This is a genomic window from Bradyrhizobium lupini (genome assembly GCF_040939785.1).
Classification (GTDB): Bacteria; Pseudomonadota; Alphaproteobacteria; order Rhizobiales; family Xanthobacteraceae; genus Bradyrhizobium; species Bradyrhizobium canariense_D.
Map to the genome: position 1 here is coordinate 1,729,011 of NZ_CP162553.1, position 14,595 is coordinate 1,743,605.

18 protein-coding genes and 1 riboswitch are annotated in these 14,595 nt (G+C 63.8%); of the genes, 12 read left to right on the forward strand and 6 right to left on the reverse strand.

The annotated features are described in order from the left end of the window. Nucleotides 1-98: 98 nt before the first annotated feature. The 3 genes from AB3L03_RS08405 to AB3L03_RS08415 all read left to right on the forward strand — a co-directional run bounded on the left by AB3L03_RS08405 (nucleotide 99) and on the right by AB3L03_RS08415 (nucleotide 1,943). Nucleotides 99-1,157 (forward strand): class I SAM-dependent methyltransferase, encoded by a 1,059-nt coding sequence (locus tag AB3L03_RS08405; protein WP_204513894.1) that lies wholly within the window; start codon nucleotides 99-101, stop codon nucleotides 1,155-1,157. Between the two features lie 403 nt (nucleotides 1,158-1,560). Next, nucleotides 1,561-1,749, forward strand: coding sequence for a hypothetical protein (locus tag AB3L03_RS08410; protein WP_204513893.1), 189 nt, complete (start codon nucleotides 1,561-1,563; stop codon nucleotides 1,747-1,749). A 29-nt stretch (nucleotides 1,750-1,778) separates the two neighbouring features. Then, complete coding sequence (locus AB3L03_RS08415) at nucleotides 1,779-1,943, forward strand: hypothetical protein (RefSeq protein WP_018456253.1); 165 nt, start codon at nucleotides 1,779-1,781, stop codon at nucleotides 1,941-1,943. Nucleotides 1,944-1,947: 4 nt separating this feature from the next. Here the strand turns inward: AB3L03_RS08415 and AB3L03_RS08420 are convergent, their stop codons facing one another. Together AB3L03_RS08420 and AB3L03_RS08425 are read right to left on the reverse strand one after the other, a co-directional pair. Continuing rightward, a complete protein-coding gene (locus AB3L03_RS08420) occupies nucleotides 1,948-2,580 on the reverse strand; it encodes a hypothetical protein (protein ID WP_018456252.1) in 633 nt (210 codons plus the stop codon). Between the two features lie 175 nt (nucleotides 2,581-2,755). Beyond that, a complete protein-coding gene (locus tag AB3L03_RS08425) occupies nucleotides 2,756-3,640 on the reverse strand; it encodes a DUF1194 domain-containing protein (RefSeq protein ID WP_018456251.1) in 885 nt (294 codons plus the stop codon). A gap of 286 nt (nucleotides 3,641-3,926) precedes the next feature. Continuing rightward, nucleotides 3,927-4,004, forward strand: a riboswitch (Fluoride riboswitch). Between the two features lie 126 nt (nucleotides 4,005-4,130). Between AB3L03_RS08425 and AB3L03_RS08430 the strand changes: the two genes are divergently transcribed. The 7 genes from AB3L03_RS08430 (at nucleotide 4,131) to AB3L03_RS08460 (ending at nucleotide 8,904) form a co-directional block, all read left to right on the forward strand. Next, nucleotides 4,131-5,339, forward strand: coding sequence for an MFS transporter (locus AB3L03_RS08430; protein ID WP_368508429.1), 1,209 nt, complete (start codon nucleotides 4,131-4,133; stop codon nucleotides 5,337-5,339). Nucleotides 5,340-5,346: 7 nt separating this feature from the next. After that, nucleotides 5,347-5,745: a fluoride efflux transporter CrcB gene (crcB, locus tag AB3L03_RS08435; RefSeq protein WP_162847276.1), complete on the forward strand. Its 399-nt coding sequence runs from the start codon at nucleotides 5,347-5,349 to the stop codon at nucleotides 5,743-5,745. 6 nt (nucleotides 5,746-5,751) lie between these two features. Then, complete coding sequence (crcB, locus tag AB3L03_RS08440) at nucleotides 5,752-6,180, forward strand: fluoride efflux transporter CrcB (protein ID WP_085361373.1); 429 nt, start codon at nucleotides 5,752-5,754, stop codon at nucleotides 6,178-6,180. 2 nt (nucleotides 6,181-6,182) lie between these two features. Next, on the forward strand, nucleotides 6,183-6,524 hold the full coding sequence (locus AB3L03_RS08445; RefSeq protein WP_085384121.1) for a DUF190 domain-containing protein: 342 nt from the start codon (nucleotides 6,183-6,185) through the stop codon (nucleotides 6,522-6,524). A gap of 43 nt (nucleotides 6,525-6,567) precedes the next feature. Next, nucleotides 6,568-6,873, forward strand: a complete 306-nt coding sequence (gene clpS, locus AB3L03_RS08450; RefSeq protein WP_007594672.1) for an ATP-dependent Clp protease adapter ClpS — start codon at nucleotides 6,568-6,570, stop codon at nucleotides 6,871-6,873. A gap of 551 nt (nucleotides 6,874-7,424) precedes the next feature. Beyond that, nucleotides 7,425-7,676 (forward strand): hypothetical protein, encoded by a 252-nt coding sequence (locus AB3L03_RS08455; RefSeq protein ID WP_026233118.1) that lies wholly within the window; start codon nucleotides 7,425-7,427, stop codon nucleotides 7,674-7,676. A 112-nt stretch (nucleotides 7,677-7,788) separates the two neighbouring features. Next, nucleotides 7,789-8,904 carry an HWE histidine kinase domain-containing protein gene (locus AB3L03_RS08460; RefSeq protein ID WP_231188772.1) on the forward strand — a complete coding sequence of 372 codons (1,116 nt, stop codon included), beginning with the start codon at nucleotides 7,789-7,791 and terminating at the stop codon, nucleotides 8,902-8,904. A 44-nt stretch (nucleotides 8,905-8,948) separates the two neighbouring features. On the opposite strand, the gene AB3L03_RS08465 is transcribed toward AB3L03_RS08460, so the two are convergent. The 4 genes from AB3L03_RS08465 to fabI form a co-directional block, all read right to left on the reverse strand. Beyond that, nucleotides 8,949-10,139, reverse strand: a complete 1,191-nt coding sequence (locus AB3L03_RS08465) for an adenylate/guanylate cyclase domain-containing protein (RefSeq protein WP_204513891.1) — start codon at nucleotides 10,137-10,139, stop codon at nucleotides 8,949-8,951. A gap of 80 nt (nucleotides 10,140-10,219) precedes the next feature. After that, on the reverse strand, nucleotides 10,220-11,308 hold the full coding sequence (aroC, locus tag AB3L03_RS08470) for a chorismate synthase (RefSeq protein ID WP_018456243.1): 1,089 nt from the start codon (nucleotides 11,306-11,308) through the stop codon (nucleotides 10,220-10,222). A 165-nt stretch (nucleotides 11,309-11,473) separates the two neighbouring features. Next, nucleotides 11,474-12,073, reverse strand: a complete 600-nt coding sequence (locus tag AB3L03_RS08475) for a histidine phosphatase family protein (protein WP_204513890.1) — start codon at nucleotides 12,071-12,073, stop codon at nucleotides 11,474-11,476. Between the two features lie 14 nt (nucleotides 12,074-12,087). After that, the gene (gene fabI, locus AB3L03_RS08480) at nucleotides 12,088-12,903 is read right to left on the reverse strand and encodes an enoyl-ACP reductase FabI (protein ID WP_204513889.1); all 816 of its coding nucleotides are present in this window, start codon (nucleotides 12,901-12,903) and stop codon (nucleotides 12,088-12,090) included. Nucleotides 12,904-13,075: 172 nt separating this feature from the next. Here fabI and AB3L03_RS08485 point away from each other — a divergent pair, with 172 nt between their 5' ends. Both AB3L03_RS08485 and AB3L03_RS08490 read left to right on the forward strand, forming a co-directional pair. Further along, nucleotides 13,076-13,564 (forward strand): sigma-70 family RNA polymerase sigma factor, encoded by a 489-nt coding sequence (locus tag AB3L03_RS08485; RefSeq protein WP_007594679.1) that lies wholly within the window; start codon nucleotides 13,076-13,078, stop codon nucleotides 13,562-13,564. A 106-nt stretch (nucleotides 13,565-13,670) separates the two neighbouring features. Continuing rightward, the gene (locus AB3L03_RS08490) at nucleotides 13,671-14,441 is read left to right on the forward strand and encodes an anti-sigma factor (protein WP_085352549.1); all 771 of its coding nucleotides are present in this window, start codon (nucleotides 13,671-13,673) and stop codon (nucleotides 14,439-14,441) included. Nucleotides 14,442-14,595: the final 154 nt, after the last annotated feature.

The window sequence follows — 14,595 nt, forward strand, 5'->3', positions numbered from 1 at the left end:
TTCTTCCCTGAGTTCCGGGATCACGTTTTTCTGCCAATTTGAACTTCCCCCATGCCGGATTGACCCACCTAAGGGGGCGCGTCAGCACGGAGGCTGTCATGGAGGTCAATTCCGACAAGTTGAATGCCTTTATGGGCAAGATGGTCACCGAATTCGGGGCGGCGATGAATGCGTCGCTGGTCCTGCTCGGGGACAAGCTCGGTCTCTACCGTACCCTTGCCGCCAAGGGACCGATGAACTCGTCCGAGCTCGCAAGCGCCACCGGGACGGCGGAGCGCTACGTCCGCGAATGGCTCGCGAGTCAGGCGGCGTCCGGCTACATCGAATACGATTCCGCTTCGGCAAAATTCTCGATGCTACCGGAGCAGGCGATGGCGCTTGCCGATGAGGACAGTCCGGTGTTCCTCGGCGCGTTCGGCAATGTCATTGCCTCGGCGTTTCTCGACGAGCCGAAGATCTCGGACGCATTCAAATCCGGCAAGGGCGTCGGCTGGAACCGGCGCAGCGAGTGCCTGTTCTGCGGCACCGCCCGCTTCTTCCGGACCGGGTACATGCATCATCTGGTGCAGGAATGGCTGCCCGCGCTCGACGGCGTCGTGGACAAGCTGAAGCGCGGCGCCAAGGTCGCCGATGTCGGCTGCGGGCACGGCGTCTCGACACGGCTGATGGCGGAAGCCTTCCCGAACTCCCGCTTCTACGGCTTCGACTATCACGAGGGTTCGATCGAGGCCGCGCGAAAGGCGGCCACCGAAGCCGGATTGGGCGACCGGGTCAGCTTCGCTGTTCATTCCGCCAAGACCTATCCGGCCGAGGGCTATGATCTCGTCTGCTTCTTCGATTGCCTGCATGACATGGGCGATCCCGTCGGCGCCATCGGCCACGTGCGCGAGACCATGGCAAAGGACGGCACCTGCATGCTGGTCGAGCCGTTCGCAGGCGACCGCCTCGAGGACAATCTCAACCCGGTCGGGCGGGTCTATTATGCGGCGTCGACCATGATCTGCACGCCGGCCTCGCTCGACCAGGAGGTGGGCCTCGCACTGGGCGCGCAAGCGGGCGAGGCAAGGCTGCGCAAGGTCGCGCAAGAGGGCGGACTGACGCGCTTCCGCCGCGCCGCTGAAACGCCCTTCAATCTGATTCTGGAGGCGCGGATCTGATCTTCCGATTCCGGCGCGTGGCCGCGGCATATGCCATGCCGATGCTGCAGCCACGCCCGGCGCCGACACCCTCCTCGCTCGCGCCGCGACATAAGCTGGCGATCGGACAAGGCGACGCGAGTCCGTCATGACGGGAGGACGACGAAGCCGCTCTCCATGAATTTGCGATGGCGCTGAATGGGGGCCGTGGATCATCGGAGGTGCCTGGCTGTCCGTTGGCGGACAAGGGTCGACCTGCTCTATCGCAACGCCGACGCTGTCGAAGTCATCATGGAATCCTGTCGGGCCGGCATCATCACCATGGACTACCAACCCGGCCATCCACACGGCTTCTGCTCGGCGATCTGGATGGGCGAGATCGCATTGCCAACCACTGCGCGATCCGCAAGACCTGATCAACCGGTTGAAATCGATCGCGCTGCCCTACCCGCAACCGTTGCGGGATGCCCTGATCCGGCGCTTCCAGTGGGAAATCCTCTTCGGCATCGAGAATGCGGAGCTTGCGGCCGCACGTAACGAGCAGACCCATATCGCCGGATGCGTCTACCGGTCGCTGGCCTGCGTTGCGCAGATCGTGTTCGCACTGAATTAGCGCTATCTCATCAACGAGAAGGGTGCGCTATGGAAGCAGCGCGGTTACCGCTGACAATTCCGCATCTGGACGAGCAGGCGACGGAGATCTGGCGACTGATCGGCAATGGCGCTTTGGCGACCGCCTGCGACGTCTTGCGTCAGATCGACCGGCAATTGAAGGCGCTGACGCGGTCCAGCGAGCAGCAGCCGTGATCTGCTACGCCGTCCTGTCCACCGAGGACGATGTATCCGACGGCGGATATTTGGTCACGGGCACCACGAAGGACTTGTTGCGGACCTGGTAGATGATCTTGCCATTCTGCCCGTCGTCGGTCGCAATCTGCGCCTGGCCGAACATGATGACGTTCTTGTAGACGGTGCCGGTGCCCTGACGGGTGACGCCATCTGTGGTGACGCTGACCTGCGCTTCGTTGCCGTTGACAGCGAGCACCCTGAAGCTCGCGCTCTTGCCATTGTCACTGGAATAGCCGCCCCAGCTTCCCATCAGGCGGCTGTCGGAGGCCGGCGGCGCCTGCTTCTCGAGAGTCGCGGTCTGCTTGCCCGCGCCTGCAGATGACAACAGCACCAGACTCTTGCCGTCCTTGGTGCCGACCGTGACCGTGCCGAAGGTGAGAAGCGAACCGGCGACCTCGCCAAAGCCGCGCTCGGTGCGCCCGTTATGGGTGTACTCGACTTGCGCCCGGGCCCCGCGGATGTTCACGACCTTGAAGCTGACGGGCTGGTTGTTGCCAGCCCAATTGCCCTTCCACTCACCGAGCAGGGAGCTCTGGTGATACACTCGCTCGAGAGCGGGAGAAATCTGGCTGGTGCTCGAGGTGACGATGGCCATTGGGTTGCTCGGCGGATGTGTCTGACAGGCCCGCTTCTTTCGCGCCCCGACAGCAACGTCAGAACCTTATCCGGAAACAAATGAAAGCAGCCGATTAGGGCCACGCAACGGTAAACGCATGGTTAAAATTCCATCGCCGGCAAATAGGGCAAAAGGTCTCGTCCGGTGGCCGCGCTCAGCGACCCCAGCGGTCCGACCAGATCTTCTCGCCGATCATGCAGTTCACACGCGGCTCCTTGTCCTTCTCCGCAACCCGCATCACGGGACGCTCCGGCATACGGCCCGCAACCTCCATCAAGAGCTTGGTGCGGATGGCTTCCTTGAACTTATCGCGGTCCTTGATCGTGATGACGAAGGAACCGGGGCCGCCGATGACGCAATCCTCATAGTAGAAATCGAGATTGTCGATATCCATAGTCGAGTAGGAGGGTTCCTTGACCATGATCGGCAGGCCGTTGATGACGATACCCTTCTCGATCGCTGCGTCGCGCGCAATCGTGACCGGAGTGCCATTGTTGTTGGGACCGTCGCCGGAAATGTCGATCACGCGGCGCAAGCCCCGATAGGGATCCTCGTCGAACAGCGGCATCGCGAAACTGATCGCGCCGGAGATCGAGGTGCGCGAGGCACGCCGGATCGGCGTCTTCAGGATTTCGGCGGCGACGGCATCGGCGGTCTCCGGTCCGTCGACCAGCCGCCACGGAATGATGATCTTCTGGTCGGTCGAAGCGGCCCACTCGAAATAGGTCACCGCGATCCGGCCGTTCGGGCCCAGCTTCAGCGCCTGCAGGAATTCCTTCGACTGGATCGCCTGCGCATAGCCTTCACGCTGGACCGCGAGCTCGTCCATGTCCATGGAGTAGGAGACGTCGACGGCGAGGATCAGCTCGACATCGACCGTCTGCGCGTCTCTGTCGGCTGCTTGCCGCTGCGGCTGATTTTTGAGTAGCGCCAGTCTGGGCGACTCAAACTTGGGTCCTGGTGCCGCGATGCCCGCGACGTCCCCTCCGGCGAACATGCCGGTCACCAGCACAGCCCCGATCGAGAACAGCAAGCGCATCGCAGCCTCCCGTCGTATGACCTGATGGTGACATGCAATCGCCTTGCCGCAAAGTCCGAAGATCGCTCGCGCTTCACATTCCGGTTAGGCATTTGCCAGTTAGGCATTTGCAGGCGGAATTGCGAAGCAGTACGCAAAGCGGCCGCGATGTTGCCGCGCTCGCGCCGCTGGACTGCGCGATCGCTGGCGCCGGCATGCCGTCATGTGCGGTCCGCTCCCGGACTGACGGGCCACTGGACAGCGCACCTCGCCCACTTGTCCGGCGCGATTTCCATGTTAGGCTGGCCGGACAGATGGGGATGGAGTCCCCCGACAACCGCCCGGCGGCCTGTGACCGTAGTGGGCTGATGACTCCTGCTTGAGGAGAGGCAATTTCTAGGCCTCTGCCTTCGGCGGGAGCATGGACAAACCCGCCGCCGGCGGGTTTTTTGTTGCCTGGATGAAGGCCGAGGAGAGGTCAAGCAGAGGCCGAGGAGAAGTCCTGGACGTGATGACGACAACACCGAATGCTGCGCGTGCGGGGCTGCCCAGGGGGATCTGGGTGCTCGGTTTCGTCTCGATGCTGATGGACGTCTCTTCCGAGATGATCCACGCGCTGCTGCCGGTCTATCTCGTCACCGTGCTCGGCGCCTCCACGCTCACCGTCGGCTTCATCGAGGGCATTGCCGAGGCGACCGCCTCGATCACGAAGATCTTCTCCGGCGCGTTGTCCGACTGGCTCGGTCGGCGCAAATTGCTCGCTGCGCTCGGCTACGGGCTGGCCGCGCTGACAAAACCGCTGTTCCCGCTTGCCCCCAGCGTCGAATGGCTGGTTGCCGCGCGCTTCATCGATCGCGTCGGCAAGGGCATTCGCGGCGCGCCGCGCGATGCGCTGATCGCCGATATAGCACCTATCGGTCTGCGCGGCGCGAGCTTCGGCCTGCGGCAGTCGCTCGACACCATCGGTGCGTTCGTCGGGCCGCTGATGGCGATCGGCCTGATGTGGTGGACGGCGGACAATTTTACGATGGTGTTCTGGGTGGCCGTGCTGCCGGGCTTCCTGTCGTTCGGACTGATCGCGTTCGCGGTGAGCGAGCCGGAGCCGGACCCCGGCCGGGAGCCGTCAAGGAATCCGCTGAATACCGCTGCGATGCGCCAGCTCGGGTCCGTGTACTGGCGCGTGGTCGCGGTTGGCGCCGTGTTCACGCTGGCACGTTTCAGCGAGGCCTTCCTGATCCTGCGTGCGCAGAATATCGGGCTCAATGCGATGTGGGTGCCGGCCGTGCTGGTGCTGATGAACATCGTCTATGCGTTGTCGGCCTATCCGGCCGGCGTGCTCTCGGACCGGATCAACCGCACCGGCCTGCTCGCGCTCGGCCTCGTCTTCCTCGCCGGCGCCGATCTCGCGCTCGCGCTGCTGCCAAACCTTGGCGGCCTCGCCCTCGGCGTCGTGCTGTGGGGACTGCATATGGGATTGACGCAAGGCCTGCTCTCGGCCCTCGTCGCCGACGCAGCGCCACCGAGCTTGCGCGGCACCGCGTTCGGCTATTTCAACCTGTTCACCGGCCTTGCCTTGCTGGCCGCAAGCGTGATCGCCGGCGCCTTGTGGGATGCCTATGGTCCGGCCGGCACGTTCCTGGCGGGGCTCGGCTTCGCGCTGGTCGCGCTCATGGGACTATTTGCCGTCGGCAACGGGCTGGCAACGGAGGAGAAACGATGACGGGGGGCTGTTCGCCGTGCTGAGCGGAGTGCTTGCGATTATGATCGGCAGCGTGCTGGGCGGCTGTGCGCGCTATTTCATCTCCGGCGCGATCGCGCGGCGGCTGGGCGAGACGTTTCCGTGGGGCACCGTGACCGTCAACGTCACCGGCGCCTTCCTGATCGGCATTTTTGGCGCATTGGCGACCCATCCCGGCTCGGTCTTCGCCGCGCCCGATCCATGGCTGTTCGCGGTCACCGGCTTTCTTGGCTGCTACACCACGGTGTCCTCGTTCAGCCTGCAAACGCTGACGCTGGCGCGCAACGGCGAGGCGATGCACGCGCTCGGGAATCTCGCGGTCTCGGTCGTGCTCTGCCTCGCGGCCGTCAGTTGCGGCTTCCTCCTCGCGGACACTCTGGGAGGCTAGAGGCAGATGAAGTCCCCCTCCTCTGCCGATCGCTGGCGCACCGCGACGCTCTATGCCTGGATTGCCGCCGGCAGCATGGTCGGCGGGCTAACGCGCTATCTGGTCGGGCTCGCGCTCGACACCGGCTCCGGCTTCCCGGTCGCGACGCTGTTCATCAACGCCACCGGCTCACTAGTCATCGGCTTCTACGCGACGCTGACCGGGCCCGACGGCCGCCTGCTGGCGCGGCCCGAGCACCGGCAGTTCGTCATGACCGGGTTCTGCGGCGGCTACACGACCTTTTCAACCTTCAGCCTGGAGACCTTCCGCCTGTTCCACGGCGGCATGAAATATACGGCGCTCGCCTATATCGCGGCATCCGTCATCTGCTGGCTGGTGTCGGTATGGGCAGGCCACATGATAGCCAGCGGCACCAACCGCTTGCGAAGGAGCTGACCATGCAAATCCTTAATCAGGCAGTTTCGCTCCGGATCTTCCTTGGCGAGAACGACCAATTCGACGGCAAGCCGCTCTATGAAGCGATCGTGATGACGGCGCGCGAGCGGCATCTGGCCGGCGCCACCGTGCTGCGCGGCCCGATGGGCTTCGGCAAGTCCAGCCGGCTCCACACTTCCAAGATTCTGCGGCTCTCGGAAGACTTGCCGTTGCTGATCGAGATCGTCGACAGCGAGGACAACATCAATGCATTCCTGCCCATCCTGGATGGCATGATGTCGAGCGGCCTGATCACCTTGGAGAAGGTGCAGGTCCTGCAATATGGTGAGAAGGCCGCGCGCTGAGCGCGCCGGCAGGAACCCGAGCCCGCCATATCCGGGAGGCGGAATGAACGATACCGTTGCCAAACCGAAAACCAGGACGAAGACCAAGGTCGAGCGGCCGAAGCTGCATAAGGTCATCCTGATCAACGACGACTTTACGCCCCGCGAATTCGTCACGATGATCCTCAAGGCCGAGTTCCGCATGACCGAGGATCAGGCCTACAAGGTGATGATCACCGCCCACAAGCTCGGCGCCTGCGTCGTCGCGGTCTTCACCAAGGACGTCGCCGAGACCAAGGCTACCCGCGCAACGGATGCCGGCCGCACCAAGGGCTATCCCCTGCTGTTCACCACGGAGCCGGAGGAATAGTGCACCGGTCCGGCTTTGGTGCTTTTGCGCCCGCTTTCGATTTCGGCGCCGAATCTGCTCTGCCGAATAGTGTATCTATTGGCTGTCAACAGGCGCATGCTGAGCCATCACCGGCTCATCACGGCATCCATCGGTGACTGAGAGAGTCTTTGCGCTCCCGCCCAATGCGGAGCGTCCTATGCAAGACACCACCAAGCGCACCATCCCTCTGAGCAATCGCCTTGCCCAATTGGCAGCCGAGGCTCGCCGTCGCGCAGAGATTGCCCCGCCCGGCGTTCAGCGGGAATCGCTGCTCAAGGCGGCGCGATTGAGTGAAACGGCCTCGCACATTCATGATTGGATAAGCCTGCCTGGCCCCAAAACCCCGAGGTAATGGCAAGCAAACCTTGTCGACCGCCTGTTCACGTCGAGCGACGATCCGGGCCAAGGGCGGCATCCGCCTTCAAATCGCACTTCAAATATAAGTTGTATGAAATGAACTATATTTCATTTTGGTTGTTATAACAGCGTCCCCAAACGAAACGGGGCGGTCAACAGCCAAAGCAGCCCAAATGATGAAATCTCTTGTCGCGTTCGCGATGTTCGCGCTCCTCGGAGTGTCCGTAATGGTGCTGCCCGGTTTTGCTCCGCAAGTAAAAGCGCGCGAAACCGTTGCTTTGGCGAAGGCGGACCGGCTGGCGAGCCTTCCGGTGGCGCGGAATTGCCTGGGCCAGGTCTGGCCGGACTTCGAAGCATCGTGTCTGCGCCGGGGTGAATCCGATGTCAGGGTTCATGAAGCTCGTTTGGTGACGGCTCGCCGCTAGACCAACCATCGCAAAGCGCCGGCCGAGCTTGTCGGATGATCCAGGAAAGTGTCGTGCACAGATGTCAACGCCCCCAACCTCCTTGCCGAACGTTCTCGTCGTCGAAGACGAGATGATCCTGCGCATGCGCGCGGTCGATATCGTAGAGGATGCAGGCTTCTGCCCTGTGGAGGCCGTCAACGCCGACGAAGCCATCTCGATCCTCGAGTCGCGGTCGGACATCTCGCTTCTGTTCAGCGACATCCAGATGCCCGGGACCATGGACGGCCTGAAGCTGGCCCACGCGGTGCACGATCGCTGGCCTGCCATCAAGATCGTACTGGTCTCCGGTCAGGTAAAGCCGTCTGAAACCGAAACGCCGGCGGACAGCCGCTTCTTTCGCAAGCCGCTCGCCGTCGACGAAATGATCTCGCAGTTGCAGACGATGATCGGAGCGGGCGCGCTAAAAATCCTTCCGACCACAACGGATCCCGGGGAAAACCTTGGGGTTGCCCGATCGCCACAGGAATCGGTTCTGGTGGCGGAGAACGACAATCTGCGCCTGTTGCTGGAACAGGCCGACACCGACGCCAAGGTCCTGCTCGCTCAAGCCGGCATCGAAGCCCACGAACGCGAGGCGGCCGACAAGTTGCAAAAGCTCATCCTCGGAGAGCTGCATCATCGCATCAAGAATACGCTTGCGACGGTGAGCGCAATCGCAGCCCAGAGCTTCCGGGCCGCAATCAATCTCGAGCAAGGCCAAAAAGCCATGGATGGCCGCTTGCTGGCGTTGGGGCGCGCCCACGACCTGTTGATACAGGTCAGCTGGTCCAATGCGAGCCTCACTCATACCCTGAGCGGCGCCACCGATCCCTATGACGGTCAGGGAGGTCGACGATTCCATTTCAATGGGCCGGATCTCCGGATCACATCCGGTGCCGTGATAGCGCTCGCGATGACGTTCAACGAGCTCTGCACCAACACGACGAAGTTCGGCGCACTGTCCAGTTCCTCCGGACATGTCGAGATCGCATGGACGGTGGACGAGATCGAGCAAAGGCTGCGCCTGAAGTGGAGCGAAAGCGGCGGCCCCGTGGTGGCGCCGCCGACACGACGGAGCTACGGCACCCGGATGATCGAGTCGCTCGGCCAGCAACTGAACGGACAGGTGCGGCTGGCCTACGAACCGTCCGGATTTGTCTATCAGCTGGATGTACCGCTGAAGTCGGTGATGGCGTCGAACGCCTGAATTCTGCTCACCAGGCTGACGGCGGCGGACATCCGAGGATGACCTCAGGCCATCACCACCGGCGTCTCCTCCGTCAGCCCGTACACGCGCTGCGCCTTGGAAAAGCCCGCGATCGGGAATTCGCCGAGCTCGTGCCAGTCGTGGTGGCAGACATTGGCGAAGCCTTCTGAGGCCACGACGGTCCGCCCCAGGCGACCCGTGATCTTCTCCAGCCGCGCAGCAAGATTGACCGCGGGGCCAATGCAGGTGAAGTCGAGGCGGTTGCCGCCGCCAATATTGCCGTAGAGGATGTTGCCGACGTGGAGCGCCACGCCGAAGCGGAAGCGCTCGACGACGTCGCCGACAGGATATGCGAGCGCCTCGACACTGGCGCGAGATTCGCGCGCTGCCTCCAGCACCCGCGTGCAGACATGCGCGGCATCGCCGACATATTCGTCGATCGGGAATACCGCGAGCAGGCCGTCGCCCATGAATTTCAGCACCTCGCCGCCATGGCCGCGGATCGCGGCAACCTGGCAGTCGAAATAATGGTTGAGGATCTCGACCACGGTCTCGGCCGGCAGCCGGTCCGACAGCGCCGTGAAGCCGCGCAGATCGGAGAGCCAGATCGCAGCCTGCATGGTGTCGTTGTGGCCGCGGCGGATCTGACCGCCAAGGATGCGCGCGCCGGCACGATTGCCGACATAGGTGTCGAGCAGCATCTCGGCGGTGCGGCGCAGGCTGATGATCTCGGTGATGCGCGCGAGCGGCTTGACGATGGTGTGAATCGCCGCGATGTGTTCATCGGTGAAGCCGCCTGGATGGCGCGTTGTCCAGCTCGTCGCGTGGACCGAGCCGTCGAGAAACTGCATTGGCGTCGCGACGTAGTCGGTTACGCCTTCGGCACGCATATCGTCGAAAAAAGGGAAATGCTTGCTGCCGGGATCGTCCATGCGTCCCCGCACCTCAAGTCCCTGCTCGAACACGACCCGCAGCGGACTTCTGGCGAATTCCGGCGTCTCCAGGATCTCGAAATCGACCGTGCCGATCTCGACCTCCTCGCCTTCCCGCCAGATGAAGTTGCGACCGAAAATTTCGGGATGCAGCGTGCGGATGAAGATGCCGAACCGCCATAGCGGCAGACCGGCTGCAACCATCCGTTCGCAGGCTTCGGCCGTCATCTCGGCCGGGGCCTTCGACGACCAGGCGCCGTCGATCAGCCAGTTGGTGATACGTTGGAGCTCGGAGCTTTCCATGCGCGCATTTGCGGACGAAGTTGTGGGATCGTCAAGCTGCGCGGTGGACTAGTGGCGCGATACAAGCGCCCTGCGGAACGCTAGCGCCCGACCTGGCCGCGGTCGCGCAGGAAATGATCCGCCAACACGCAGGCCATCATGGCTTCGCCGACGGGGACGGCGCGGATGCCGACGCAGGGATCGTGGCGGCCCTTGGTCATGATCTCGGTGTCGGCGCCGTTGCGATCGACGGTGAGACGCGGCTGCAGGATCGACGAGGTCGGCTTGACGGCGAAACGCACCACCACCGGCTGCCCCGTGGAGATGCCGCCCAGCACGCCACCAGCGTGGTTGGACAGAAAACGCGTGCCGTCATTGCCCGTGCGCATCTCGTCGGCATTCTCTTCCCCGGTGAGTTCGGCCGCGCCGAAGCCGGCGCCGATCTCGACGCCCTTCACCGCATTGATGCTCATCATTGCGGCGGCGAGCTCGGCATCGAGCTTGGCGTAGATCGGGGCGCCAAGGCCAGCCGGCACACCTTCGGCGACGACCTCGATCACCGCGCCGATCGAGGAGCCGCTCTTGCGGATGCCGTCGAGATAGGTCTCGAAGAACGCGGCCTTGTCCTTGTCCGGACAGAAGAACGGGTTTTTCGCGATCTCGTCCCAGTCCCATTTCGCGCGGTCGATCTTGTGTGGCCCCATCTGCACCAGCGCGCCGCGCACCTTCACATCGGGCAGCACCTTTCGAGCGATCGCGCCGGCGGCGACGCGCGTCGCGGTCTCGCGCGCCGAGGAGCGGCCGCCGCCGCGATAGTCGCGCAGGCCGTACTTCGCTTCATAGGTAAAGTCAGCGTGGCCAGGCCGAAACTTGTCCTTGATCTCGGAATAGTCTTTTGAGCGCTGGTCGGTGTTCTCGATCAGGAGCCCGATCGGCGTGCCCGTCGTCACCTGCACGCCGGTCTCCGGATGCGCCATCACGCCGGAGAGGATCTTGACCTGGTCCGGCTCCTGACGCTGGGTCGTGAAGCGCGACTGGCCGGGTCGGCGGCGATCAAGATCACCCTGGATGTCGGCCTCGACGAGCGGGATCATGGGCGGGCAGCCGTCGACCACGCAGCCGATCGCCACCCCATGGCTCTCGCCGAAGGTCGTGACGCGGAACATGTGGCCGAAGGTGTTGAAGGACATCCGTATCTAGCTCGTAAGTCAGTGCTGACTTAACTCGCCCTGAAATTGGGGTCAAATGCCTACACGGTCGTCATGGCCGGGCTTGTCCCGCCATCCACGTTCTTGGCCCACAAGCGCAAAAGGGCGCCCCGGGCATGACGGCGCAGGACGCGCAAGCGAACCGGCTTAACTAAACTTCTCCAACCGCCCGTCGCGGAACACGTAGACGGCGCCCTGCTCGATATAAAGTTCGGCGGCGCTCGCCGGCGTCTCCAGGCCGAGTGAAACCATCAGGGCCCGGCAGGTCCCACCATGGGCGACCGCGACGGTGTCGGTCCGGAGTTGGTCGTACCAAGCGCGCACGCGGACCTGCACATCGGCGTAGGTCTCTCCGCCCGCGGGGCCCACCGTCCATTTGTCGGCGAGGCGCCGGGCGTAGATGTCGGGATCGGAGGCCTCGCTCTCGGCCAGCGTCAGTCCCTCCCAGGTGCCGTAGCCGATCTCACGCAGGCGATCGTCGAGCGTATAGCCCGCAGTCGGCAGTTCGAGCTTGCTCCGCGCCAGTTCCATGGTCTCTCGTGCGCGGCCAAGCGGACTCGACACGTAGGGTAATGCGGCCTTGTCGCGGTCCTCGCGCTTGAAGAGATCGGCGAGAATGCCGCCGGCCTGCACCGCCTGACCGCGACCGCGTGCGTTCAGCGGAATGTCCTTGATGCCCTGAAGCCTCCCGAGCGCATTCCACTCGGTCTCGCCGTGGCGAAGGTAATAGATCGTGGGGACGGGCATTGCTGGGTGAAAAGTTAGTCCTTCCCGCCGAACGAAATGTCCGGCGCGTCCGGGCGCTTCATGCCGAGCACGTGATAGCCGGAATCGACGTGGTGCACCTCGCCGGTGACGCCGCGCGAGAGGTCGGAGAGGAAATACAGCGCGCTGCCGCCGACGTCTTCCGTGGAGACGTTGCGCCGCAGCGGTGCGTTGGCCTCGTTCCACTTCAGGATATATCTGAAATCGCCGATGCCGGACGCCGCGAGGGTCTTGATCGGCCCCGCGGAGATCGCGTTGACGCGGATATTCTTCTCACCGAGATCGACGGCGAGATAACGCACGCTCGCTTCGAGCGCCGCTTTCGCGACGCCCATGACGTTGTAATGCGGCATCCACTTCTCGGCGCCGTAATAGCTGAGCGTGATGAGCGAGCCACCGTCGGTCATCAGCTTCTCGGCGCGCTGCGCCACCGCCGTGAACGAATAGCAGGAGATCAGCAGGGATTTCGAAAAATTCTCCTGCGTGGTGTCGACGTAGCGGCCGTCGAGTTGCTCGCCATAGGCGATCGCATGCACCAGAAAGTCGATCTTGCCCCACTTCTCCTTCAGCACCGCGAAGGCCGCATCGATGGTCGCAGCATCGGTGACGTCGCAATGGCCGAGCACGAGCCCGCCGATCTCGGCGGCGAGCGGCTCGACGCGCTTCTTCAGCGCATCGCCCTGATAGGTGAAGGCAAGCTCCGCGCCGGCCGCGTGGCATGCCTTGGCAATGCCCCAGGCGATCGAGCGGTTGTTGGCAACGCCGAGGACCACGCCCCGCTTGCCCTGCATCAGACCTGAATTCTGCGCCATTTTGCTAACGTCCCGTCGAGCTCCCGGTGAGGTTTGGAGGTACACCAGCCCTCCGTTGCGGTACAGTCCTAATACGCGGCGTTAACGCTGTTTCAAGCGCCGGAATAGCCGTTCCGCTCGGGTGTTATGATCGTTGTGGCGCTCGCGCCGACATCAGGACGTCAAGACCGCAATGAGTGCGTTTCGCCAGAGTGTTGAAGCCATGATCCCGGCGTTGCGCCGCTACGCCCGCGCGCTCACGCGCGAGGCGGATGCGGCCGACGATCTGGTGCAGGATACGCTGGTGCGGGCGCTGCGTTCGGAGCGTCTGTTCCTCGGAGGCGACGTCAGGAGCTGGCTCTATACGATCCTGACCAACCTCAACAAGAACCGGCGGCGTTCGCTGGCACGACGGCCGCAATTCATGCAGCTGACGGAGAACAACCCGGATGCCAGCGGGACCGAAGCCGAAGGGCGCGATATCGAGAGGGCGCTGGCGACGCTCGTCGAGGAGCAACGCTCGGTGCTGCTCCTGGTGATGCTGGAGGGCATGAGCTACCGCGAGGTCGCCGACATCCAGGGCGTGCCGATCGGCACAGTGATGTCGCGCCTGGCACGCGCCCGCGCCCACGTCAAAGCCTCGCTGGAGGGCGAGCGCCCGGCGCTCAGGCGGGTGAAATGATGGCAGGATTGATGCATCGCGCCGGTCGTTTCTCCTGCATGGCGCGGAAAGCGGCGCAGTTGAACCACGAAGAACATTTTGGGCCGCAGAGCCAGAGACGATCGATATGAACGACCGCAAGATCCCAGTGACCGAGGACGAACTGCACGCCTATGTTGACGGCGAGCTGCCGGCCGAGCGCCGCGCCGATGTCGAGGCCTGGCTTGCCGCGCAGCCCGAGGATGGCGAGCGCGTGCAGTCCTGGCGCGCCATGGCCGAGATGCTGCACGCCCGCTACGATTCCGTCGCCCAGGAGCCGGTGCCGGCGCGGCTCGAGCTCGAACGGCTGGAGCGCCGCCCGCGGCACTGGCTCTATGGCGCCGCCGCGGCTGTGCTGGTGGCCTTCATGGCCGGCGGCACCGCCGGCTGGCTGGCGCACGGTGCCGCCAACGCGCCCTCGACTTTCCAGAGCTTTACGACCGACGCACTCGACGCCCACCGCCTCTATGTCGTCGAGGTTCGCCATCCCGTCGAGGTCGGCGGCAACGAGCGCGACCACCTCCAGGCCTGGCTGACCAGACGCTGCGGCTGGACCGTGTTTGCTCCGAACCTGGAGGCGAGTGGACTAAAGCTCGTCGGCGGCCGGCTCTTGCCGGGGCCGAACGGCCCGGCGTCGTTCCTGATGTATGAGGGCGCCTCGGGCGAGCGGTACACGATCTACACCGCCAAGACCGAGAATGGCGCGACGCAGATGCGGTATGCCAGAACGGACAAGGACGGGGCGCTGTTCTGGTCGGAGCGCGGTGTCGGCTACGTCGTCAGCGGTGGCGGCGACCGGGACCGGCTGACCAAAGTGGCGCAGGCGGTCTACGACCAAGCAGAGAAAAGCGGCACCTAGACAACCACGCAAACGCGGTGCCTCGATTCCGACATTGAAAATTTGGAATGAAGACATCGGCGCGTCTCATTATCGCACCGGATGATCACGCGAAAATGAGCAGCGTTCGATCCGCCGATCGACGCGGGCGGCCTCGATTGGGGTTTTTGGTACC

Coding starts and splice junctions, on each gene's coding strand:
- AB3L03_RS08405 (WP_204513894.1), top strand. CDS start 99: ATGGAGGTCAATTCCGACAAGTTGAATGCCTTTATGGGCAAGATGGTC.
- AB3L03_RS08415 (WP_018456253.1), top strand. CDS start 1,779: ATGGAAGCAGCGCGGTTACCGCTGACAATTCCGCATCTGGACGAGCAG.
- AB3L03_RS08420 (WP_018456252.1), bottom strand. CDS start 2,580: ATGGCCATCGTCACCTCGAGCACCAGCCAGATTTCTCCCGCTCTCGAG.
- AB3L03_RS08425 (WP_018456251.1), bottom strand. CDS start 3,640: ATGCGCTTGCTGTTCTCGATCGGGGCTGTGCTGGTGACCGGCATGTTC.
- AB3L03_RS08430 (WP_368508429.1), top strand. CDS start 4,131: ATGACGACAACACCGAATGCTGCGCGTGCGGGGCTGCCCAGGGGGATC.
- crcB (WP_085361373.1), top strand. CDS start 5,752: ATGAAGTCCCCCTCCTCTGCCGATCGCTGGCGCACCGCGACGCTCTAT.
- AB3L03_RS08445 (WP_085384121.1), top strand. CDS start 6,183: ATGCAAATCCTTAATCAGGCAGTTTCGCTCCGGATCTTCCTTGGCGAG.
- clpS (WP_007594672.1), top strand. CDS start 6,568: ATGAACGATACCGTTGCCAAACCGAAAACCAGGACGAAGACCAAGGTC.
- AB3L03_RS08455 (WP_026233118.1), top strand. CDS start 7,425: ATGATGAAATCTCTTGTCGCGTTCGCGATGTTCGCGCTCCTCGGAGTG.
- AB3L03_RS08460 (WP_231188772.1), top strand. CDS start 7,789: ATGATCCTGCGCATGCGCGCGGTCGATATCGTAGAGGATGCAGGCTTC.
- AB3L03_RS08465 (WP_204513891.1), bottom strand. CDS start 10,139: ATGGAAAGCTCCGAGCTCCAACGTATCACCAACTGGCTGATCGACGGC.
- aroC (WP_018456243.1), bottom strand. CDS start 11,308: ATGTCCTTCAACACCTTCGGCCACATGTTCCGCGTCACGACCTTCGGC.
- AB3L03_RS08475 (WP_204513890.1), bottom strand. CDS start 12,073: ATGCCCGTCCCCACGATCTATTACCTTCGCCACGGCGAGACCGAGTGG.
- fabI (WP_204513889.1), bottom strand. CDS start 12,903: ATGGCGCAGAATTCAGGTCTGATGCAGGGCAAGCGGGGCGTGGTCCTC.
- AB3L03_RS08485 (WP_007594679.1), top strand. CDS start 13,076: ATGAGTGCGTTTCGCCAGAGTGTTGAAGCCATGATCCCGGCGTTGCGC.
- AB3L03_RS08490 (WP_085352549.1), top strand. CDS start 13,671: ATGAACGACCGCAAGATCCCAGTGACCGAGGACGAACTGCACGCCTAT.